This window comes from Nocardioides terrae, from assembly GCF_900112345.1.
Lineage (GTDB): Bacteria > Actinomycetota > Actinomycetes > Propionibacteriales > Nocardioidaceae > Nocardioides > Nocardioides terrae.
In genome coordinates this window covers 26179-46838 of record NZ_FOLB01000003.1, presented here as the reverse complement: position 1 = coordinate 46838, position 20660 = coordinate 26179, and the positions used below count along the sequence as shown (strand labels likewise).

The 20660-nt window shown below is 71.5% G+C and carries 19 protein-coding genes; 14 read left to right on the top strand and 5 right to left on the bottom strand.

All coding sequences use genetic code 11. The features are described 5' to 3' along the window. Window positions 1-32: 32 nt before the first annotated feature. Entirely contained in the window at window positions 33-1448 is a 1416-nt protein-coding gene (pdxR, locus tag BM236_RS05000; protein WP_091120948.1) for a MocR-like pyridoxine biosynthesis transcription factor PdxR, read from the top strand. Between the two features lie 21 nt (window positions 1449-1469). On the opposite strand, the gene BM236_RS04995 is transcribed toward pdxR, so the two are convergent. After that, entirely contained in the window at window positions 1470-1673 is a 204-nt protein-coding gene (locus BM236_RS04995; protein ID WP_091120945.1) for a DUF7489 domain-containing protein, read from the bottom strand. A gap of 239 nt (window positions 1674-1912) precedes the next feature. Here BM236_RS04995 and BM236_RS19220 point away from each other — a divergent pair, with 239 nt between their 5' ends. The 7 genes from BM236_RS19220 to BM236_RS04960 all read left to right on the top strand — a co-directional run bounded on the left by BM236_RS19220 (window position 1913) and on the right by BM236_RS04960 (window position 9145). After that, window positions 1913-2428 (top strand): hypothetical protein, encoded by a 516-nt coding sequence (locus tag BM236_RS19220; protein ID WP_217645234.1) that lies wholly within the window; start codon window positions 1913-1915, stop codon window positions 2426-2428. 44 nt (window positions 2429-2472) lie between these two features. After that, window positions 2473-3345, top strand: a complete 873-nt coding sequence (locus BM236_RS04985) for an LLM class flavin-dependent oxidoreductase (protein WP_091120944.1) — start codon at window positions 2473-2475, stop codon at window positions 3343-3345. A gap of 154 nt (window positions 3346-3499) precedes the next feature. Further along, window positions 3500-6349, top strand: coding sequence for an aconitate hydratase (locus tag BM236_RS04980; RefSeq protein WP_139230026.1), 2850 nt, complete (start codon window positions 3500-3502; stop codon window positions 6347-6349). Window positions 6350-6445: 96 nt separating this feature from the next. Next, window positions 6446-7522, top strand: a complete 1077-nt coding sequence (locus BM236_RS04975; protein WP_091120942.1) for a glycoside hydrolase family 6 protein — start codon at window positions 6446-6448, stop codon at window positions 7520-7522. 75 nt (window positions 7523-7597) lie between these two features. Beyond that, entirely contained in the window at window positions 7598-7897 is a 300-nt protein-coding gene (locus BM236_RS04970) for a thiamine-binding protein (protein ID WP_091120940.1), read from the top strand. Then, window positions 7890-8552 carry a thioredoxin-like domain-containing protein gene (locus BM236_RS04965; RefSeq protein WP_091120938.1) on the top strand — a complete coding sequence of 221 codons (663 nt, stop codon included), beginning with the start codon at window positions 7890-7892 and terminating at the stop codon, window positions 8550-8552. The genes BM236_RS04970 and BM236_RS04965 overlap by 8 nt, the downstream gene beginning before the upstream one ends. A gap of 188 nt (window positions 8553-8740) precedes the next feature. Continuing rightward, window positions 8741-9145, top strand: a complete 405-nt coding sequence (locus tag BM236_RS04960) for a secondary thiamine-phosphate synthase enzyme YjbQ (RefSeq protein WP_091120934.1) — start codon at window positions 8741-8743, stop codon at window positions 9143-9145. Between the two features lie 14 nt (window positions 9146-9159). On the opposite strand, the gene BM236_RS04955 is transcribed toward BM236_RS04960, so the two are convergent. Further along, the gene (locus tag BM236_RS04955) at window positions 9160-9363 is read right to left on the bottom strand and encodes a hypothetical protein (RefSeq protein WP_091120933.1); all 204 of its coding nucleotides are present in this window, start codon (window positions 9361-9363) and stop codon (window positions 9160-9162) included. Window positions 9364-9422: 59 nt separating this feature from the next. Here BM236_RS04955 and BM236_RS04950 point away from each other — a divergent pair, with 59 nt between their 5' ends. Both BM236_RS04950 and dxs read left to right on the top strand, forming a co-directional pair. Then, the gene (locus BM236_RS04950) at window positions 9423-10352 is read left to right on the top strand and encodes an SMP-30/gluconolactonase/LRE family protein (RefSeq protein ID WP_091120930.1); all 930 of its coding nucleotides are present in this window, start codon (window positions 9423-9425) and stop codon (window positions 10350-10352) included. Between the two features lie 10 nt (window positions 10353-10362). Then, window positions 10363-12246, top strand: coding sequence for a 1-deoxy-D-xylulose-5-phosphate synthase (gene dxs / locus BM236_RS04945; RefSeq protein ID WP_091120928.1), 1884 nt, complete (start codon window positions 10363-10365; stop codon window positions 12244-12246). A 22-nt stretch (window positions 12247-12268) separates the two neighbouring features. Here dxs and BM236_RS04940 read toward each other — a convergent pair whose 3' ends face one another. Further along, on the bottom strand, window positions 12269-13000 hold the full coding sequence (locus BM236_RS04940) for a L,D-transpeptidase family protein (RefSeq protein ID WP_091120925.1): 732 nt from the start codon (window positions 12998-13000) through the stop codon (window positions 12269-12271). A 71-nt stretch (window positions 13001-13071) separates the two neighbouring features. Between BM236_RS04940 and BM236_RS04935 the strand changes: the two genes are divergently transcribed. From BM236_RS04935 to BM236_RS04925, 3 genes are all read left to right on the top strand, one after another. Next, window positions 13072-14568 (top strand): amino acid permease, encoded by a 1497-nt coding sequence (locus BM236_RS04935; protein ID WP_091120922.1) that lies wholly within the window; start codon window positions 13072-13074, stop codon window positions 14566-14568. 182 nt (window positions 14569-14750) lie between these two features. Beyond that, window positions 14751-15758, top strand: a complete 1008-nt coding sequence (locus BM236_RS04930; protein ID WP_091121499.1) for a proteasome assembly chaperone family protein — start codon at window positions 14751-14753, stop codon at window positions 15756-15758. Further along, window positions 15755-16624, top strand: a complete 870-nt coding sequence (locus BM236_RS04925) for an acyl-CoA thioesterase (protein WP_245750143.1) — start codon at window positions 15755-15757, stop codon at window positions 16622-16624. Before BM236_RS04930 ends, BM236_RS04925 begins: the two co-directional genes overlap by 4 nt. 326 nt (window positions 16625-16950) lie before the next feature. Here BM236_RS04925 and BM236_RS04920 read toward each other — a convergent pair whose 3' ends face one another. Together BM236_RS04920 and BM236_RS04915 are read right to left on the bottom strand one after the other, a co-directional pair. Further along, entirely contained in the window at window positions 16951-17805 is an 855-nt protein-coding gene (locus tag BM236_RS04920) for a MaoC/PaaZ C-terminal domain-containing protein (protein WP_091120920.1), read from the bottom strand. A gap of 1 nt (window position 17806) precedes the next feature. Beyond that, window positions 17807-19141, bottom strand: a complete 1335-nt coding sequence (locus BM236_RS04915; RefSeq protein WP_091120918.1) for a 3-oxoacyl-ACP reductase — start codon at window positions 19139-19141, stop codon at window positions 17807-17809. 172 nt (window positions 19142-19313) lie between these two features. Here BM236_RS04915 and BM236_RS04910 point away from each other — a divergent pair, with 172 nt between their 5' ends. Beyond that, window positions 19314-20606, top strand: a complete 1293-nt coding sequence (locus BM236_RS04910; RefSeq protein ID WP_091120915.1) for an acetyl-CoA C-acetyltransferase — start codon at window positions 19314-19316, stop codon at window positions 20604-20606. Window positions 20607-20660 lie beyond the last annotated feature (54 nt).

The following is a 20660-nucleotide window of genomic DNA, read 5'->3' as shown; positions in this document are numbered from 1 at the left end:
TCCGAGGTGGCCTCCTGCTAAGGTCCACTTCCGTGGCAGTGGAGTGGTCCACTTCAGCGCCCGACCTGTTGGTGTCCCTCGATCGGCAGGGGGCAGCACCGCTGCGCGTCCAGCTCGAGGACCGGCTTCGCGAAGCCGTGCGGACCTGTCGGCTGGCACACGGTGAGCGGTTGCCGAGCACGCGCGCGCTCGCGCTCCACCTGGGGCTCTCACGGGGCCTCGTCCAGGAGTGCTTCGCCCAGCTCATCGCAGAGGGCTACCTCGTCTCGCGGGCGGGATCCGGGACCCGGGTGGCATCGGTGGCCAGGCAGCGACCGGACCGGCCGGGCCCGACCGCCCCGACGGCGCCGCCGTCCGCTCCCGCGCTGGTCGCCGACTTCCAGGCCGGCGTACCCGATCTCGGGCTGGCGCCGCGGGAGCTCTGGGCCTGGGCGGTCCGCGAGGCCTGCCGCACCGCGTCCAACAACGCCTTCGACTACGGCGACCCGCGGGGTGACGCGCACCTGCGTGACGTGCTGGCGGCCTACCTCCGCCGCGTGCGCGCCGCCGATGCGAGTGCCTCTCGGATCGTCGTATGCGCCGGGTTCCAGCAGGGCTTGGCCCTCGCGCTCCGCGTCCTCGTCCTACGTGGCCACTCCCGTGTCGCGGTGGAGGACCCGGGCTCGATCGGCACCGTCACCGCACTCGCCCGGGCGGCCGGAGGCGACTGCATCCCCATCCCGGTGGACGAGTCGGGCCTCGACGTCGACGCGCTCGCCGCAAGCGGCGCGACGGTCGTCGTCGTGACGCCGGCGCACCAGTGGCCGACCGGCGTGGTGCTCACGGCCGAGCGTCGCCGCGACCTCGTCGCCTGGGCGCACCAGCGCGACGGGGTCATCATCGAGGACGAGTACGACGCCGAGTTCCGCTACGACCGGGAGCCGATCGGCTCCCTCCAGGGACTGGCCCCGGACCGGGTCATCTCCCTGGGCACTGTCAGCAAGTCGCTCGCGCCTACCATCCGTCTCGGCTGGGCCCTGTTGCCGCCCTGGCTGGCCGAGCCGGTCGGAGTGGCCAAGCAGACCGCCGACCGCGGCGCCCCGGGTCTGGACCAGGTGGCGTTGGCGCTCCTGGTGGAGTCCGGTCGATACGACCGGCACCTGCGCCGGATGCGGGCGGTCTACTCCGGGCGCCGGCGCGTGCTCGTCGAGACGCTGGCCGAGCACGCCCCGCAGGTATCCCTGACCGGGCTGGCGGCGGGGTTCCACGCCGTCGCCCACCTGGGCCAGGGCGCTGAGGAGGAGGACGTCGTCGCACGAGCGCGGCAGGCGGGCGTCGGGCTCTACGGCATGGGCCGATACCGATCCGCGCCGGCGACCGGGCCGCCGCAGCTGGTGATCGGCTTCGGGAACACGCCCGATCGCGTGATCGAGGAGGGCATCCGGCTGGTGGCTCCCCTCCTGCGCTGAGGCACAGGAGGGGAGCAGGGGTCACGTCCGGTGCGGATCTCCGCCCGCTTCCTTGAGCACCCGGTCGCCGACGTCGATCTGGTTCCAGAGCGCCCGGCCCACCCGCACCTTCGACTCGGTCCCGTCGTCGTGGCGGATGGTCAGGCGCCGGTAGAGATTCGATCCGTCGAGCAGACCGCGGGACTTCTTCACCACCACGCCGCTCCAGGAGCTCTGGTCGCTCATGGGTCCTCCTCCCATCTGCCGGTCGCCTCGTGAGCCCGGCACGGTCATCCCACCGAAGCACGAACGGGCGCCTGCGCGCGAGGGGACTGAGCCCGCACGCCCGGAGGATCGCCCTGCCACGACCGGATCGACCGACCGGGTCCAGATCGCCCTGCTGGTCTACCGGGCGCGGGGGTCCTCGTGAACGTGCCGGCGGGCGGGCACGCTCCGAGCTGCCCTCACCGGAGTAGCGTCGGACCATGACCGAGCCGCGCGCCGTGCGGGTGATCCTGCCCGCCGCGGCTGCCCTCGTCCTGACGGCGCTCGGTGGCTGCTCGAGCGGCTCCGACGACCGGGTGAAGGAGCGGTCCGGCTCCGCGACCGCGTCGCCGATGTCGTGCGAGACGTCGGTCCACTTCGGGCCGCTGCCCGAGTGGGCCCGGGCCGGCTTCACCCCGCCCGACCAGGACGTGCGCTACGTGATCGGCGAGACCGGGCACATCGTCGGCGTCGTCTTCGGCTACCCGCTCAGGGCGCCCGCTCCGAACGACGGTCGCAACAACAAGATCCTGTGGGTCAGCAACGCGGGCAAGGCCGGCACGCCTCCCGAGCTGACGATCGCAGCGCGGCTCGACGGCACGTCCGTGACAGCCGATCAGACCGTTGCGGGAGGGCCTGGCCCCTCCATCATCGACATGCCCCGCCCCGGATGCTGGACCTTCGACCTGACCTGGTCCGGCGTGCACGACCGGGTCGCTGTTCCCTACGGGGCCTGACGTGCGGTTGGTGCTCCGAGCCTGACCGCGGAAGAGTGGGCCGCATGAGACTGGGTGTCGTCGTCATGCAGACCCGGCCGTGGCGACAGCTCGCGGCGGACTTCCGGCTCGTCGAGGAGCTGGGCTATGACGCGGCCTACGTCTACGACCACCTCACCCACCCGACCGCGGCAGGGGGTTGGCTCGGCGACGGCTTCACCACGCTGGCCGCGGCCGCGGGCGTCACCGAGCGCATCGAGCTGGGTCCGCTGGTCGCGTCGGGGGCGCTGCACTCGCCGGTGGCGCTGGCGCGGCTGGCGGCCACCGTGCAGGACGTCTCCGGTGGGCGGCTGGTACTCGGCCTCGGGGCCGGCGCCCCCGGCTGCGCCCTCGCCGACCGCGACGAGACCGTCACGGGCGGGCAGCTGTCGGCGCGGCTGGTCGACGTGGTCGAGGGGCTGGCCGCGGTGTGGGGCGGCGCGACCGAGTGGCGCGGCCGGGCGACCGGCTTCTCGGGCGTGGAGACCACGCCGCTGCCACCGGGCGTCGAGCGGCCGTTCCTCCTGCTCGCGGCGCACGGTCCCAAGGCACTGGCGCTCACCGCCCGCCACGCCGACGGGTGGAACACCTACGGCGGGCCGGGCTCGACGGTGCTCGCACCCGAGGAGTTCTGGGGCGCCGTACGCGACCAGTCCCGGCGCCTCGAGGACGCCTGCGGGGCCGAGGGGCGCGACCCGGCGTCGATGCGCCACTCACTGCTGCTCGGGTTCGGGTCGGTACGGCCCACTGCGTCCGTCGAGGCCTACCGCGACGCGATCGGTCGCGCCGAGGAGCTCGGCTTCGACGAGCTGGTGGTCTACGGGCCGTTCGCCGAGCCGGGCGACCACTTCCACTCCGAGGTCGACGTGCACGCCGAGGTCCTGACCGCCGGTCGCTGACCGCGCGGTCCCGCCTCCCACTTCCCCTCGACATCGTGTATCTTGATGTCGAGACAATATCGGGGTCGAAGAAGGCCAGCCTTACTTCCGGGCGTGTTTGCCTGCGCGGCAGGATGGACCTCGACGTTGCTCGTGCAGACACACGACAGAGGAGATGACGACGTTGGCCAGCAAGGACAGCTTCGGTGCCAAGAGCACCCTGGACGTCGACGGGAAGTCCTACGAGATCTTCCGTCTCGACAAGGTGGTCGGCGAGGGCCTCGACGTCGCCAGCCTGCCGTACAGCCTCAAGGTTCTCCTCGAGAACCTGCTGCGGACCGAGGACGGCGCGGACATCGCCGCCGACGACATCAAGGCGCTGGCCGGCTGGGACGAGACCGCCCAGCCCGACAAGGAGATCCAGTTCACTCCGGCCCGGGTGATCATGCAGGACTTCACCGGCGTGCCGTGCATCGTCGACCTGGCCACGCTGCGCGAGGCGGCCGCCGAGCTCGGCGCCGACGCCTCCAAGATCAACCCGCTCGCCCCGGCCGAGATGGTCATCGACCACTCGGTCATCGCCGAGGCCTTCGGCACGCCGGAGGCGTTCGCCCGCAACGTCGAGATCGAGTACGACCGCAACAAGGAGCGCTACCAGTTCCTGCGCTGGGGCCAGACCGCGTTCGACGACTTCAAGGTCGTCCCGCCGGGCACGGGCATCGTCCACCAGGTCAACATCGAGCACCTCGCCCGCACCGTCTTCACCCGTGAGGTCGACGGCGTGCTGCAGGCCTATCCCGACACCTGCGTCGGCACCGACTCCCACACCACGATGGTCAACGGCCTCGGCGTCGTCGGCTTCGGTGTCGGCGGCATCGAGGCCGAGGCGGCCCTGCTCGGCCAGCCGGTCAGCATGCTGATCCCGCGCGTGGTCGGCTTCAAGCTCCACGGCGACCTGCCCGAGGGCTCGACGGCCACCGACCTGGTCCTCACCATCACCGAGATGCTGCGCAAGCACGGCGTGGTCGGCAAGTTCGTGGAGTTCTACGGCGCCGGCGTCACCGCGCTGCCGCTGGCCAACCGCGCCACGATCGGCAACATGAGCCCCGAGTTCGGGTCGACCATCGCCGTCTTCCCGATCGACGACGAGACGATCAGCTACCTCAAGCTCACCGGCCGCAGCGAGGAGCAGCTCAAGCTCGTCGAGGCCTACGCCAAGGAGCAGGGCCTCTGGCACGACCCGGCCGTCGAGCCGCGCTTCTCCGAGCAGCTCGAGCTCGACCTGTCCACGGTCGTCCCGAGCATCGCCGGCCCCAAGCGCCCGCAGGACCGCGTCGCGCTGACCGACGCCAAGCCGGCGTTCCGTGGCGCGCTCGTCGACTACGCCGGCGAGGCGCAGGACACCACCGGGTACGACGAGGCCGTCGAGGAGTCCTTCCCGGGCAGTGACGCGCCGTCGTACTCGGGCGGCAACGGCAAGTCGCCCGCGCCGAGCGACCACCTGTCGGCGGCGCCGGCGGACGGCGGTCGAGCCAGCGACCCGGTCGAGGTGACCCTCGAGGACGGCACGACGTTCACGCTCGACCACGGTGCGGTCACGATCGCGTCGATCACCTCCTGCACCAACACCTCGAACCCGTCGGTGATGCTGGGCGCCGCCCTGCTGGCCAAGAAGGCCGTCGAGAAGGGCTTGGCCCGCAAGCCGTGGGTCAAGACGACGCTCGCCCCCGGTTCGCAGGTCGTCAGCGACTACTACGACAAGTCCGGCCTGACGCCGTACCTCGAGAAGCTCGGCTTCAACCTGGTCGGCTACGGCTGCGTCACCTGCATCGGCAACTCGGGCCCGCTGATCCCCGAGGTCTCCGCCGCCGTCCAGGAGAAGGACCTCGCGGTCGTCTCGGTCCTCTCGGGCAACCGCAACTTCGAGGGCCGCATCAACCCCGACATCAAGATGAACTACCTGGCGTCCCCGCCGCTGGTCATCGCCTACGCGCTGGCCGGCACGATGGACATCGACCTGTTCAACGACCCGATCGGCACGGCCTCCGACGGCACCGACGTCTTCCTCAAGGACATCTGGCCCACCCCGGCCGAGGTCGAGCAGGTCATCGGCCAGGCGATCGCCTCCGACATGTTCACCAAGGGCTACGCCGACGTCTTCGCCGGCGACGAGCGCTGGCAGAACCTGCCGACCCCGACCGGCGACACGTTCACGTGGGACGAGGACTCCACCTACGTCCGCAAGGCGCCCTACTTCGACGGCATGGACAAGACGCCCTCGCCGGTCACCGACATCGAGGGTGCGCGGGTCCTGCTGAAGCTCGGCGACTCGGTCACCACCGACCACATCAGCCCGGCGGGCAACATCAAGAAGGACTCGCCGGCCGGCAAGTACCTCCTCGAGCACGGCGTCGAGCAGCGGGACTTCAACTCCTACGGCTCGCGCCGCGGCAACCACGAGGTCATGATCCGCGGCACGTTCGCGAACATCCGCCTGCGCAACCAGATCGCGCCCGGCACCGAGGGTGGCTTCACCCGCGACTTCACCCAGGGCTCGGACCCGTCCGACGCGCCGGTGACGTCCGTCTACGACGCCTCGCAGAGCTACCAGGCGGCCGGTACGCCGCTGGTGGTCCTGGCCGGCAAGGAGTACGGCTCCGGCTCGTCGCGCGACTGGGCCGCCAAGGGCACCGCGCTGCTGGGCGTCAAGGCGGTCATCGCCGAGAGCTACGAGCGGATCCACCGGTCGAACCTGATCGGCATGGGCGTGCTCCCGCTGCAGTTCCCCGAGGGCCAGACCGCCGACTCGCTGGGCCTCACCGGAGAGGAGACGTTCTCCATCACCGGCGTGACCGAGCTCAACGACGGCCGTACGCCGAAGACCGTCAAGGTCACGGCGACGCCCGCCGACGGTGACGTCGTCGAGCTCGACGCGGTCGTCCGCATCGACACCCCCGGCGAGGCGAACTACTACCGCAACGGCGGCATCCTGCAGTACGTCCTGCGCAACCTGCTCAACAGCTGATCGCATCGCTCCCGACGCCCCCGGCCGCCCCGCGCGGCCGGGGGCGTCGTCGCGCGGAATGTGTACGAATGTAGACCGCCGGTTACCGTCCGTTGCATGAGTCTGTGCTCCCTCACTCAGCGGGTCCTTGCTGCTTCCGTGGCCGCCGTCGTCGGCCTCACCCTCGCTTCGGCGCCACCAGCCGGAGCCACACCAGCCAATCCACTCGTCGGCAACTGGGGCGTGCACACCGGCAAGTGGGACAACACCTATCCGGCCTACCAGCACGCCCACGGCCACAAGAAGCGCCTGTACGGCAAGGTCGCACTCCGGCCGCACGCCGCCTGGTTCACCGCGCACACCCACTCGATCTCGACAAGCCTCGAGCGGTACATCGAGCGGACCCAGCACGGCGATCCCAACAAGCTCGTCCAGTTCGCGCTGTTCCGGCAGTGGCCGGATCGTGAGGCCAGGCGCCACGTCCCGCTCACCGCGGCCGACCAGGCGGCCTACCGCAGCTGGATGGACACCGTCGCGCAGACCATCGGCAACCGACGGGTGATGATCATCCTCGAGCCCGACCTCGCCCTCGACGCCCCCGGCGGCCACACCGCCGACCCCGCCGTCCGGCTCTCGCTCGTGCGGTACGCCGCCCAGCGGCTCTCGAGCCTCCCCAACGCCACCGTCTACCTCGAGGCCGGCGCTCCGGACTGGCTGAAGGCCTCCACCGCGACCCAGCTGCTGATCGACGCGGGGATCGGCTACACCCGGGGCTTCGCCCTCGGCGGGACCCACCACACCAGCGTCGGCGCCGACGTGAACTACGCGGCAGCGATCGCCTCCGGGCTCGCGGCCCGCGGCTACCCGGGCAAGACCGCCGTGCTCGACACCGCCGACAACGGCCACCCGTTCACCTACCAGCGCTACCGGAAGCACCACTCCCACAAGAGCTTCCTCACGCCGATCACCTGCAAGCGGAAGCGCCAGCGGGTGTGCGTGACGCTGGGCGTCCCGCCGACGACCAACGTCACGGCCTACAGCCGCAAGCTCCACCTCAACGCGACGCAGAACGCCCGCCTGGCCACCTACGTGGACGCCTTCGTCTGGGTCGGCCGCCCCTGGCGCGCCGGCAACGGGAAGTCGTTCTCGCGCAAGCGTCTGCTGCAGGCCGCCCGCACCACCCCCTTCCGGTGACGGGTCGCCGCTGACCGGGCGCTGAGCCTGGTGTCCCCGCCGAGCCGCACAGGTGGGGACACTAGGCTCGGGAGCATGCTCGTCGCCTTCTCGATCGCTCCCAGCACCTCCGACGAGACCGGCAGCGTCGCCGAGGCGGTGGCCGCCGCCGTCAGGGTCGTGCGCGAGTCCGGGCTCCCCAACGAGACCAATGCGATGTTCACCAACGTCGAGGGGGAGTGGGACGAGGTCATGGCCGTGCTCAAGCAGGCGGTCGACGCCGTGGCGGCGTACTCCTCCCGCGTCAGCCTCGTGCTCAAGGCCGACATCCGGCCCGGCTTCACCGGGCAGCTGACCGCCAAGGTCGAGCGGGTCGAGCGAGCCCTGGGTGAGTGAGCAGCCCACCGGCCACGTCCCGGCCGACGGACTGCCCTCGGTCGTCTCCCTCGGCCCCACCCCGCCCCAGCCCCCGACGCGGCGCTACGTCGTCGCGGCCGTCGTCACCCTCGCGGTGATGCTCGTCGCCGCGGCCGTCGCGCTGCCGATGCTCACCGACGACGAGCCCCGGCGCGCCACGGCGAGCGAGCAGGGCCTCGGCGCCGTCCGGACGTACGCCGGCCTGAGCGTCCAGCACACCGAGGACCGTGTCGACTACCCGATGACGCCGCCCGCCGGGGGTCCACACGACCCGGTCTGGCTCGAGTGCGGCGCCTACGACGTGCCCTTGCGCGACGAGAACGCCGTGCACGACCTCGAGCACGGCAGCGTCTGGATCTCCTACGACCCCGACCTGAGCGGCGCCGACGTCCGCCGGCTTGAGAGCCGGCTCCCGCAGAACGGCATCATGGCGCCGTACCCCGGTCTGCCCGCACCGGTCGTCGTGACCGTCTGGGGCCGTCAGCTCAGGCTCGCCGGCGCCGACGACACCCGGCTCGAGCAGTTCATCGCGACGTTCGGCCACGGCGAGACGGCGCCGGAGCCCGCGGCTTCGTGCGCCGGCGGGGCGACGGATCCCGACGGCGGTCGGGAGCCGGACGGCACGCCCGTCTGACTCCTGCCGGCTTTTCCGGGCGGCGTGTAACGCCCACGGCGTCCGGCGACAGGAACAGGACATCAGGACCACATCCCGGTCCCTCGCCGGTGGCGCGGTCGCCACCTGGGCCGGACCCCGAGCCTACGGGCGCCGCCTGTCCCACCGGGCGGCGTCCGTAGCACGTCCCGGCTCCTACGATCGGGGGCATGGACTCCGAGACGCGCTCCTTCCAGACCGGCGGCCACGAGGTGGTCCTCGACATCACCAGCGCCGCCGCCGAGTTCGCCGAAGGCCGCGGCGACGGGCTCCTGCACGTGTTCGTCCCGCACGCGACCGCCGGGCTCGCCATCATCGAGACCGGGGCCGGCAGCGACGACGACCTCTTGGCCGCCCTCGACGACCTGCTGCCCAAGGACGACCGCTGGCGACACCGCCACGGCAGCCAGGGGCACGGCCGCTCACACGTGATGCCGGCCGTGGTGCCGCCGTACGCGACCGTCCCCGTGCTCGACGGACGGCTCGCGCTCGGCACGTGGCAGTCGATCTGCCTGGTCGACCTCAACGTCGACAACGCCACCCGCGAGGTGAGGTTCAGCTTCCTCGCGGGGTGAGCGAGGGGCAGCGCTCAGCGGCGACGGCCGATGAGCCAGTACGCCGCGGAGCCGGAGGTGTTGGCCGTGCCGAGGATGCGCCACAGCCACTTCGGGCCGCGCACCTGGTCGGAGGAGCGACGGGAGATGTCGCGCAGGGTGAGCGCCCCGATCACGAACTGGACGACCACCGCGATGCCGACGATGCGGGCCTGCCGCTGGGTGAGCTTCTTCGCCATGCCGACCAGTGTGCCCGACGGGTGCCCGCGGCCGCCCGGGACCAGTAGGTTCGGTCACCATGGTGAGCAGCTTCGAGGTGATCCCCGTCCCTGCCGGCGGTGCCGAGGACGTCGTCGTGGGGACCGGCGGACGCGACGAGGGCGCCGTCTTCACCGGCACCGTCGACGGCAGCATCTGGCGGATCAGCCACGACGCGCGCCGCGTGGACCTGGTGGGGAGGACCGGCGGGCGGCCGCTCGGCCTCGAGCTCGACGGTGACGGCCGGCTGCTGATCTGCGACGCCCGCCGCGGCGTTCTGCGCATGGACACCGCCTCGGGCGCCGTCGAGCAGCTCACCGCCGAGGCCGGCGGCCGGGCGCTGGTCTTCTGCAACAACGCTGCGATCGCCGCCGACGGCACCGTGTGGTTCAGCGACTCGTCGGCCCACCACGGCATCGACAGCTGGAAGGACGAGATGGTCCAGGCCACCCGCACGGGCCGTCTCGTCAGGCTGGCGCCGGACGGCGAGACCAGTGTCGAGGTGGAGGGCCTCTCCTTCGCCAACGGTGTGGCGCTGAGCAGCGACGAGGCGTTCGTCGCGGTCGCCGAGACGGCCGGTCGGACCGTCGTACGACACTGGCTCGACGGGCGGCCCGACGACCTGCTGGTGGGTGACCTGCCGGGCTACCCGGACAACATCGCGCGGGGGAGCGACGGACTCATCTGGGTGTCCTTGGCCAGCCCGGTCGATCCGCTGGTCGAGCGGCTCCAGCAGGCGCCGGGCTGGGTCCAGCGCTCGATCACGCGGGTCCCCGACAAGGTCCAGCCCAAGCCCCGGCGCACCGTCCGCGTCCAGGCGTACGACGACCGAGGCGCGCTGGTCCACGACATCGACATCGACACCCAGCGGTTCCACATGGTCACCGGCGTGCGCGAGCGCGACGGCGTGGTGTGGCTGGGGTCGCTGCACGAGCCCGCGGTTGCATCGTTCAGGCTCACCGACGGGTAACCTCGCGGCTATGGCTCTTCTCGACCAGGTCGCGACGCCGCGGGATCTCGACGGCCTGAGCGACAGCGAGCTCACCGCGCTCGCGGCTGAGATCCGCGACCTCCTCGTCACCACGACCGCGCGGACGGGCGGCCACCTCGGCCCCAACCTCGGCGTCGTCGAGCTGACCCTCGCGATCCACCGGGTCTTCGACTCCCCGAGCGACCGGGTCGTGTTCGACACCGGCCACCAGGCCTACGTGCACAAGATGCTCACCGGCCGCGCCGGCGACTTCGACGGCCTGCGGCAGGAGGGCGGCCTCTCCGGCTATCCCAGCCAGGCCGAGTCGCCCCACGACATCGTGGAGAACTCGCACGCCTCGACCGCCCTGAGCTATGCCGACGGCCTCGCGAAGGCCTACGCGATCCGCGGCGAGGACCGCCACGTGGTGGCGGTCATCGGCGACGGGGCGCTGACCGGCGGCATGGCCTGGGAGGCGCTCAACAACATCGCGATCGCCAACAGCTCGCGTCTGGTCATCGTCGTCAACGACAACGGCCGGTCCTACACGCCGACCGTCGGCGGCCTGGCGACCGCGCTCACGTCCCTGCGCACCAACCCGCGCTACGAGCGGGTGCTCGAGCTGATCAAGCGGCGGCTGCCCGCCCTGCCCGGCGGCGGCAGCGCCTACGAGGTGCTCCACGCCGTCAAGAAGGGCCTCAAGGACGCCCTCGCCCCGCAGGGCCTCTTCGAGGACCTCGGCCTGAAGTACGTCGGCCCCGTCGACGGGCACGACCGGGCGGCCGTCGAGCAGGTGCTCGCGCAGGCCAAGCGGTTCGGCGGTCCGGTCATCGTGCACGCGATCACCCGCAAGGGCTTCGGCTACGACGCCGCCGAGCGTCACGAGGCCGACCAGTTCCACAGCCCCGGCCCCTTCGACGTGCACACCGGCGACGAGCATCCCAAGACGCGGATCTGGACCGACGTCTTCGCCGACGAGATGGTCCACATCGGCGAGCGGCGCACCGACGTCGTCGGCATCACCGCCGCGATGATGCACCCGGTCGGCCTGCACCACTTCCAGGCCCGCTTCCCCGAGCGGACCTTCGACGTCGGCATCGCCGAGCAGCACGCCGCCACCTCGGCCGCCGGCCTCGCGCTCGGCGGGCTGCACCCCGTGGTCGCCGTCTACGCGACCTTCCTCAACCGCGCCTTCGACCAGGTGCTGATGGACTGCGCGCTGCACCGCTGCGGTGTCACCTTCGTGCTCGACCGGTCCGGGGTGACCGGCGACGACGGCGCCTCGCACAACGGCATGTGGGACATGTCGGTGTTCCAGGTCGTACCCGGTCTGCGGATCGCCGCCCCGCGCGACGGTGCCCGGCTGCGCGAGCTGCTCGGCGAGGCCGTCGACGTCTCCGATGCGCCGACGATCGTGCGGTTCCCCAAGGGTCCGCCGCCCGACGACATCCCCGCCGTGGGCAAGGCCGGCTCGGCCGACGTACTCGTGCGAAGCGGGCGCAAGGACGTCCTGGTCGTCGCGGCCGGTGCCACCGCCGGGATCGGCGTGGGCGTCGCAGAGCGGCTGGTCGCCCAGGGGCTCGGCGTGACGGTCGTCGACCCGCGCTGGGTCAAGCCGCTCGACGAGGCGCTCGTCGACCTCGCCCGCGACCACCGGCTGGTGGTCACGATCGAGGACAACGGCGTCGTGGGCGGCGTCGGCGCGGTCTTCCTCCAGCAGCTGTCCGCCGCGCGGGTCACCACGCCGGTCCGGATCCACGGCATCCCGCAGCAGTTCCTCGACCACGCCAAGCGCGGCAAGATCCTGGAGCGGATCGGGCTCACGCCGCAGGCGATCGCGCTCGGCGTCATCGAGGAGCTCGCCGAGCACGAGACGGCGCCCGCGCGCGCCTGACCGCCCCGAGAGATCGGCGGGGTCAGAGCACCTTGACGGTCGTCGTCCGGCCCGCGGTGAAGTCCCACACCCGGGTGGCCATCCGGGCCGAGAGCCGCACGCAGCCGTGCGAGTCGCCGGTCAGGTCGGTGCCGAGGTACCAGTCCGGGTGCATCTGCGCCCCGGTGGTCTTGTAGGTCGGGATCCGGTGGAAGCCGATGCCGCAGGGCGCGAACCGCACGAAGTGGTCCATGTAGACCGCACCGGACTGGTTCTTCACGACCCGGGCGGGCCGGCCGCAGTAGGAGCCGGTGCGCCAGGTGCCCGCGTGCAGCACCGCCGGGTTGTCCACGATCCCGGCCTGGGCGACGACCCGGCCGCCCGAGCCGACCAGCCAGAGCCAGTTCTGGCGCTGGTCGACGACGATGCGGCGTCCGCGGCCCGAGTGCGCGGGCACCGGCCGCCGGTCGCAGCGCTGGGCGGCGCCGGAGAGGAGGAGGCGGCGGGTCGTGCGGCCGAGATGGCCGTCGACGTGCAGACCGTTCCGGCTCTGCAGCCGTACGACGGCCGAGCGGGTGTGCAGTCCGACGTGGCCGTCCGCCTGGCCTGCGTCGCAGTGCAGCGCGTCGAGTCGGCGCTGGGCCTCGCGCACCCACGTCCGGCCCGCGGCACGAGCCGCTGCCCGGGACTCAGGGCCGGTCGCACCGGCCGGGCCGACGGGCGCGGCCAGGCCGGTCAGGAGCAGGGCAGCGAGCCCGATCGCGAGGCGCCTCATGGCGCTATTGTCGCTCTCAGCCGAGCATCCCGATGCGTTTGAGGGGCGCGACCCCGGAGAACGAGGTCACCATGGACGTCCTGCGGACCAAGTCGATCGAGCAGTCCCTCGCGGACACCGACGATCCGGAGTACCAGCTCAAGAAGCAGCTCAGCGCCATCGACCTGACGGTCTTCGGCATCGGCGTCATCATCGGCGCCGGCATCTTCACGCTCACCGGCCGGGTGGCCGCCGAGTACGCCGGTCCCGGCGTGGTCTTCTCCTTCGTCCTCGCCGGCATCTGCTGCGGGCTGGCGGCGCTCTGCTACGCCGAGTTCGCCTCCACCGTCCCGGTCTCTGGGTCGGCGTACACGTTCTCCTACGCGACCCTCGGCGAGATGGTCGCCTGGATCATCGGCTGGGACCTCGTCCTGGAGCTGATGCTCGGCGCGTCCGTCGTCGCCCAGGGGTGGAGCACCTACTTCGTCACGCTGCTCGACGAGCTCGGCATGAGCTGGCCGGACTCCATCGGCCCGGCCGCGACGAGCGACTTCTCCTGGCACGTCAACGTGCCCGCCGTCCTGCTCGTCCTCGTGCTGGCCACGCTCGTCACCGTCGGCATCAAGGAGTCGCTCCGGGTCAACCTGGTCCTGGTCGCGATCAAGCTCTTCATCGTGCTGTTCGTGATCATCGCCGGCCTCTTCTACGTCACCGGCGCCAACTACGACCCGTTCGTCCCGCCGGCGTCGGACCCGCTCGAGTCCACCGGCCTGACCCAGCCCCTCATCCAGTGGGCGTTCGGCCTGGAGCAGCAGACCTTCGGCGTGCTCGGTATCGTGTCGGCAGCGTCGGTCGTCTTCTTCGCCTACATCGGCTTCGACGTGGTCGCGACGACGGCGGAGGAGGCGCGCAACCCGCAGCGAGACCTGCCCCGAGGCATCATCGGCTCGCTGGTCATCTGCACGGTCCTGTACGTCGCCGTGGCGCTCGTCATCACCGGCATGGTCCGCTACGACAGGATCGACCCGGACGCCGCGCTGGCGACCGCGTTCCAGGACGTGGGCCGCGACGGCTTCGCGACGCTGGTCGCCGCCGGCGCCGTCGCCGGCCTGACCACGGTGGTGATGACCCTGATGATCGGCGTGGTCCGGGTCCTGTTCGCGATGAGCCGTGACGCGCTGATCCCCCACGGCTTCGGCAGGACGAACCCGCGCACCGGGACGCCGGTCCGGATCTCGGTGGTGGTCGGCCTCGCTGTCGCGGTGGTCGCCGGCCTCACGCCGATCGCGAAGCTCGAGGAGATGGTGAACATCGGAACGCTGACAGCGTTCACCCTCGTGTCGATCGCGGTCCCGGTGCTGCGGCGAACGCGCCCCGACCTGGAGCGCGCCTTCAAAGTGCCGCTCAGCCCCTGGCTGCCCATCCTCGCCGCGGTCATCTGCGTCTACCTGGCGCTCAACCTCAGCATCGAGACCTGGCTGCGGTTCCTGGTGTGGATGGTGCTCGGCTTCGTCATCTACTTCGGCTACGGCTACCGCCGCAGCCGGGTGGGCCGCGAGACGGCGCTCGCCGAGCGTCCCGGGTCCTAGGTGTCGACGATCACGCCGCCCCCGTCGGTGTGCCGGACCGCGCAACACCGGTGACGGGGGAATATCGTTGACCCTCGCGGCGCTGCGCCAGCGCCATGTGGAACATCTTCAGGAGCCGGCGCGGCGAACAGCAGGAGCTCGCGAGCACACGAGCGCAGGTCGACAGGACGGGAGAGCACCGGGTGGCCAGGTCCAAGCTGGTGCACATCGTCGACAGCGTCCCCGCGTTGGACGACCACGTAGGCCCGCTCGTCATGGTCCAGGTGCTCGACGGCTTCCTCGACGCGGGCAACGCCTCCGCGCTGGCGGCGCAGCACCTCGTCGACGCCTCGACGTCGGCGCCGGTCGTGGCGACCTTCGACGTCGACGCGTTCCACGACTACCGCGCCCGGCGGCCGCCGGTCACCTTCGCGCGCGACCACTACGAGGACTACGAGACCCCGCGCCTGGTCGTCCGCCTGCTGCGTGACACCGGCGGGACGCCGTACCTCCTGCTGCACGGACCCGAGCCCGACAACCGCTGGGAGGCCTTCGCCCGCGCCGTGCGCGACGTGGTCGAGCGCTTCGGCGTCGACAAGGTCATCAGCCTCGGCTCCGTGCCGATGGCGGTGCCGCACACCCGTCCGCTGACGCTGACCCACCACGCCAACAACCCCGAGCTCGTCACCGTCGAGAGCCCGTGGTCCGGCGAGCTCCGCGTCCCGTCGAGCGCGCAGGTCCTCGTCGAGCTCCGGCTCAAGGACTGGGGTCGCGACGCGCAGGGCTTCGTCGCGCACATCCCGCACTACCTCGCCCAGCTCGACTACCCGCACGCCTCCGTCGCGCTGCTCGAGCAGGTCGAGCTGGCCGGGCGCCTCACCATCGACCTCACGGACCTGCGCGCCGAGGCCGACAGCCGCGACGCCGAGATCACCAGCTATCTCGAGGGCAACGCAGAGGTCGCCGAGGTCGTGCATGCGCTCGAGCGGCAGTACGACGCCTTCCAGCGCTCCGAGGACTCCGGGTCCAACCTGCTGGCGCCCAACCAGCCGCTGCCGACGGGTGAGGAGCTTGGGCGCGAGTTCGAGCGATTCCTGGCCGGTCTCGACGACGGGCCGCGACGTGCCGACGACGGTCCGGCCGACGACAAGCCGGACGAGTCCGGTGAACCCGGCGACGGCGGCGACGACTCCGAGGGGCCGGCCCGGTGACCGATCTCAACGAGACGGCCGTGAAGGCTCTGGTCGACGTCCTCGACCTGGAGGAGATCGACGACGACCTGTTCCGCGGGCACTCCGAGGACAACGGTCGCGGCCGCTCGTTCGGGGGTCAGGTCGCCGCGCAGGCGCTGATGGCCGGCATGCGGTCGGTGCCCGAGGAGTTCTTCGTGCACTCCGCGCACTCCTACTTCCTCCTCCCCGGCGACCCGACCGAGTCGATCGTCTACGACGTCGAGCGGATCCGTGACGGGCGCTCGTTCCTCACCCGTCGCATCGTGGCCCGCCAGCACGGCCGCCCGATCTACTACATGACGGCGAACTTCCACAAGCACGAAGAGGGGTTCGAGCACCAGGACGTCATGCCGGAGGTCATGCCGCCCGAGGAAGGGGTCGACGTCCTCGCCCGGATGCGGGACCGGACCGACGCCGAGGGCAGGCGGCTCGCGCAGGAGTGGGCGGCGATCGAGGCGCGCGCGGTCGGTCACTCGCTCGGCGGCGGGCTCGAGGACGACCCCGCCCACCCGTCCCGTCAGCGGGTGTGGCTCAAGATCAACGGCACGCTTCCGGACGACCCCGAGATCCAGCTCGGAGCGTTCACTTGGGCGAGCGACGTCTCGCTGTTGAGCGCCTCGCTCGCCGCGCACACGCTCGACCATGGCAAGGTCCAGATGGCCTCGCTCGACCATGCGATCTGGTTCCACCGCCCCTTCCGGGCCGACGAGTGGTGGCTCTACGACCAGGTCTCGCCGTCCGCACAGGGCGGGCGCGGCCTCTCCATCGGCCGGGTCTTCAGCCAGGACGGGCGCCTCGTGGCCACCGTCGCGCAGGAGGGCCTCATCCGACCCCCGCGCGACTGAGCCCGCGGCCGCCGGTCTTCGCTGGTCGAGTAGCCGGAGCCCGGTCTTCGCTGGTCGAGTAGCCGGAGCCGCTAGGCGGAGGCGTATCGAGACCACGGCGACGTGGTCTCGATACGCTCGCTGGCGCTCGCTACTCGACCAGCGAATGAGTCGTCCTTCTCGACCAGCGAAAGAGTCGTCCTTCGTTGGTCGAGTAGCCGGACCCCGGTCTTCGTTGGTCGAGTAGCCGGAGCCGCTAGGCGGAGGCGTATCGAGACCATGGGGAGGTGGTCTCGATACGCTCGCTGGCGCTCGCTACTCGACCAGCGAAAGAGTCGACGATGCCGTCAGATCGCCGTCGTACGGCCCAGCAGGTGAGGGGCGCCCGACGACGGGTTGACCAGCGCGAAGCGCCAGCCGACGGCGGTCTCCTCGGCGCCGAACTGCGCCTTGCCGGGCAGGAAGATCGGCTTCTTGAAGGCGACCTCGACCTTCACCGCGTCGGGGAGCCTGTTCTCCAGCGCCGCGATGCAGCGTGCTTTGCTCCACATGCCGTGGGCGATGTGGCGCGGGAAGCCCAGCGCCTTCGCGGTCACGGGGTAGAGGTGGATCGGGTTGCGGTCGCCGGAGACCGCGCCGTAGGCCCGGCCGAGGTTGCTCGGCAGGCTCCAGACCGGGCCCTTCACGTCCACGCTGTCGAGCCGCATCCCCGGGTCGCCGTGTGCTCGGCTGTCCGGGTCGCCCCTGCCGACCCGCAGGTACGTCGACGTCGACTCCCAGACGACCTCGTCGCCGATCGTCGCCGTGACGTCCATGTCCCAGGCGCGGCCCTTGGTCGAGGCCCTGAGGTTCGCGGCGCGCAGCGCCAGCGAGACGCGCTCGCCGACGGCGATCGGGCGGTGCTGGACGATCGTGTTCTCCAGGTGCACCGAGCCGATGGCGGGGAACGGGAACCGCGGGTCGGTCATCAGCTCCATGTGCAGCGGGAACGCGAGCATGTGCAGGTAGGGGACCGGCGCGACGTCGCGATTCGGGAAGCCGCAGATCGCGGCGTACCGCTCGACCTCGGACCGCTCCACCGCCACGTCGTCGCGGTGCAGGGTCACGTCGGGGAGCGTCGTCGCGGTCTTCTTGACGCCGGGCAGCTGGTTGAGACCGGGCAGCGACGGCAGCGCCGCCTTCACGAGGACGGGCAACGCCATCTCAGGCGCCCAGCATCATCTGGCCGCAGACCCGGACGACGTTGCCGTTGACGGCGGTCGAGCCGGGGCTCGCGAACCACGCGATGGTCTCGGCGACGTCGATCGGCAGGCCGCCCTGCGACATCGCGTTGAGCCGCTGTCCGACCTCGCGGGTCGCGAACGGGACGGCCGCCGTCATCTGGGTGATGATGAAGCCCGGCGCCACCGCGTTGATCGTGATGCCGTCGGTCAGCTCGTCGCTCAGCGAGTCGACGAAGCCGATCACGCCGGCCTTGGAGGCGGCGTAGCTCGTCTGCCCGAGGTTGCCCGCGATGCCGGCGATCGAGGAGACGCCGACGATGCGTCCGTTGGGGTTGACGACCTTCTGGGCGAGCAGCTCGGCGGTGATCCGCTGCGGCGCGTCGACGTTGATCGAGATGACCTTGCCGAAACGGTCGGGGCTCTGGTTGGCGAGCTTCTTGTCGAGGGTGACGCCGGCGTTGTGCACGACGATGTCGACCCCGCCGTGCTTCTCGGCGAGGTGCCGCGCGATGCGCTGCGGCGCGTCCGGCGCGGTGATGTCGAGGGTCAGCCAGTCGCCGTCGATCTCGCCCATGACCTTCGTGAGCTCGCTGGCGGCCTGGGGCACGTCGAGGCCGACGACGGTCGCGCCGTCGCGGTGCAGCGTGCGGGCGATGGACTCGCCGATGCCGCGGCCGGCGCCGGTGACGAGGGCGACCTTGCCGGCCAGCGGGCGGGTCCAGTCGGTGACCGTCGCCGCCTTCTCCTCGGCGTGGGTGCCGACCCGGACGACCTGCCCCGAGACGTACGCCGACTTGGGGCTCAGCAGGAAGGCCAGCGTCGAGGCCAGGGACGACTCGTAGCCCGCGGCCACGTAGACGAGCTGGACGGTGCCGCCCCGGCCGATCTCCTTGCCCACGCTCCGGGTGAAGCCCTCGAGCGCCCGCTGGGCGATCCGCTCGGGACCCTCGACCTGGCTGGGCGGCGTGCCGATCACCACGACGCGCGGGCAGGTCTCCAGGCTGCGCATGACCGGCGTGAAGAACTCCTGCAGCTCGACGAGCTGGTCGACCGAGGTCAGGCCGGTCGCGTCGAAGACGAGGCCCTTGTAGCGCGTGCCGTCGGTCCGGCCGTCGGCGGTCTCGACGCCGAGTGTGCCGAGGATGCCCGCCAGTGACTCGGCCAGCCGGCCGCGGCCGCCGAGCAGGACGGTCCCCGTGACGAGCGGGTCGCCGTCGGCGTACCGCTCCAGCGCGACGGGCTCCGGGAGGCCGAGGTTCTTCACGAGCAGCCGGCCGATCGCGCTCTTCGTGAAGGTGAGGTACTTGTCGCTCATGCCTGTGATCCGTCCTTGTCCTGGTGGGGCGCAGCAGCCGCCGGTGTCGGGCCCTGGTCGTCGCCACGGTGTCCGACAGACGATGTAACTAGACGTGTAACTCGGTGTCCACATTTCGTGGTGTCGCTCTCATACCCTTCTCTCCGCCCGCGCTCGAGGCAAGGATGAGCCCATGACTGCTTCCAACGGTGGGACCCCCCGACGCGTCGCCGTGGTCGGCGGCAACCGGATCCCGTTCGCCCGCTCCAACGGCGCCTACTCCGCGGCGTCCAACCAGGAGATGCTCACCGCCGCGCTCGACGGCCTCGTGGCCCGGTTCGGCCTCGCTGGCGAGCGTCTCGGCGAGGTCGCCGGCGGCGCGGTCCTCAAGCACAGCCGCGACTTCAACCTCGTCCGCGAGTCGGTGCTCAGCACCCGGCTCGCCGCCGAGACGCCCGGGGTCGACCTGCAGCAGGCCTGCGGCACCGGCCTCCAGGCGATCAACTACATCGCCAACAAGATCGCCCTCGGCCAGATCGAGTCGGGCATCGGCGGCGGCGTCGACACCACCTCCGACGCGCCGATCGCGATCTCGGAGAAGCTCCGCAGGAAGCTGATCCGGCTCAACAACGCCAAGACCATGAAGGACCGCCTGGCCGTGCTCGCCTCGGTCCGGCCCGGCGACATCGGCCTCGCCGTCCCGTCGAACGGCGAGCCGCGCACCCGCCTGTCGATGGGGGAGCACCAGGCCCTGACCGCCGTGGAGTGGCAGATCGCCCGCGAAGACCAGGACGCGCTCGCGGTCGCCTCCCACCACAAGCTGGCGGCGTCGTACGACGCGGGCTGGCAGGACGACCTGGTCACGCCGTTCCGCGGGCTCGAGCGCGACAACAACCTGCGCGCGGACTCCTCCGTCGAGAAGCTCGCCAAGCTCAAGCCGGTCTTCGGCAAGGGCGAGGCGGCGACCATGACCGCCGCCAACTCCACGCCGCTGACCGACGGCGCCTCGGCGGTCCTGCTCGCCTCGGAGGAGTGGGCGCAGGCGCACGGTCTGGAGCCGCTGGCCTACTTCGTGGACTCCGAGGTCGCCGCGGTCGACTTCGTCAACGGCAAGGAGGGCCTGCTGATGGCGCCGGCGTACGCCGTCCCGCGGCTGCTCGCCCGCCACGGCCTGACCCTGCAGGACTTCGACTACTACGAGATCCACGAGGCCTTCGCCTCCCAGGTGCTCGCGACGCTGAAGGCGTGGGAGGACCCGATCTTCTGCAAGGAGCGCCTCGGGCTCGACGCGCCGCTGGGGTCGATCGACCGCACCAGGCTCAACGTGAAGGGCTCGTCGCTGGCCGCCGGGCACCCCTTCGCCGCCACCGGTGGCCGCATCGTGGCGAACGCCGCGAAGCTGCTCGCCACCAAGGGCTCGGGACGCGTGCTGATCTCGGTCTGCGCCGCGGGCGGCCAGGGCGTCGTCGCGATCCTGGAGCGCTGAGCGCCGGGCGCTGCTGAGGGGCGACCCGCCGGGGCGGCGTTCGTCGCCCTGCCC

What these genes read in the sequence shown, in the direction of transcription:
- BM236_RS04920 (WP_091120920.1), bottom strand. Translation starts at nt 17,805, where the DNA reads ATGGCGTTGCCCGTCCTCGTGAAGGCGGCGCTGCCGTCGCTGCCCGGT.
- BM236_RS04995 (WP_091120945.1), bottom strand. Translation starts at nt 1,673, where the DNA reads ATGAGCGACCAGAGCTCCTGGAGCGGCGTGGTGGTGAAGAAGTCCCGC.
- BM236_RS04915 (WP_091120918.1), bottom strand. Translation starts at nt 19,141, where the DNA reads ATGAGCGACAAGTACCTCACCTTCACGAAGAGCGCGATCGGCCGGCTG.
- BM236_RS04940 (WP_091120925.1), bottom strand. Translation starts at nt 13,000, where the DNA reads ATGAGGCGCCTCGCGATCGGGCTCGCTGCCCTGCTCCTGACCGGCCTG.
- BM236_RS04950 (WP_091120930.1), top strand. Translation starts at nt 9,423, where the DNA reads ATGGTGAGCAGCTTCGAGGTGATCCCCGTCCCTGCCGGCGGTGCCGAG.
- BM236_RS04975 (WP_091120942.1), top strand. Translation starts at nt 6,446, where the DNA reads ATGAGTCTGTGCTCCCTCACTCAGCGGGTCCTTGCTGCTTCCGTGGCC.
- BM236_RS04955 (WP_091120933.1), bottom strand. Translation starts at nt 9,363, where the DNA reads ATGGCGAAGAAGCTCACCCAGCGGCAGGCCCGCATCGTCGGCATCGCG.
- BM236_RS04985 (WP_091120944.1), top strand. Translation starts at nt 2,473, where the DNA reads ATGAGACTGGGTGTCGTCGTCATGCAGACCCGGCCGTGGCGACAGCTC.
- BM236_RS04970 (WP_091120940.1), top strand. Translation starts at nt 7,598, where the DNA reads ATGCTCGTCGCCTTCTCGATCGCTCCCAGCACCTCCGACGAGACCGGC.
- BM236_RS04935 (WP_091120922.1), top strand. Translation starts at nt 13,072, where the DNA reads ATGGACGTCCTGCGGACCAAGTCGATCGAGCAGTCCCTCGCGGACACC.
- dxs (WP_091120928.1), top strand. Translation starts at nt 10,363, where the DNA reads ATGGCTCTTCTCGACCAGGTCGCGACGCCGCGGGATCTCGACGGCCTG.
- BM236_RS19220 (WP_217645234.1), top strand. Translation starts at nt 1,913, where the DNA reads ATGACCGAGCCGCGCGCCGTGCGGGTGATCCTGCCCGCCGCGGCTGCC.
- BM236_RS04980 (WP_139230026.1), top strand. Translation starts at nt 3,500, where the DNA reads ATGACGACGTTGGCCAGCAAGGACAGCTTCGGTGCCAAGAGCACCCTG.
- BM236_RS04910 (WP_091120915.1), top strand. Translation starts at nt 19,314, where the DNA reads ATGACTGCTTCCAACGGTGGGACCCCCCGACGCGTCGCCGTGGTCGGC.
- BM236_RS04960 (WP_091120934.1), top strand. Translation starts at nt 8,741, where the DNA reads ATGGACTCCGAGACGCGCTCCTTCCAGACCGGCGGCCACGAGGTGGTC.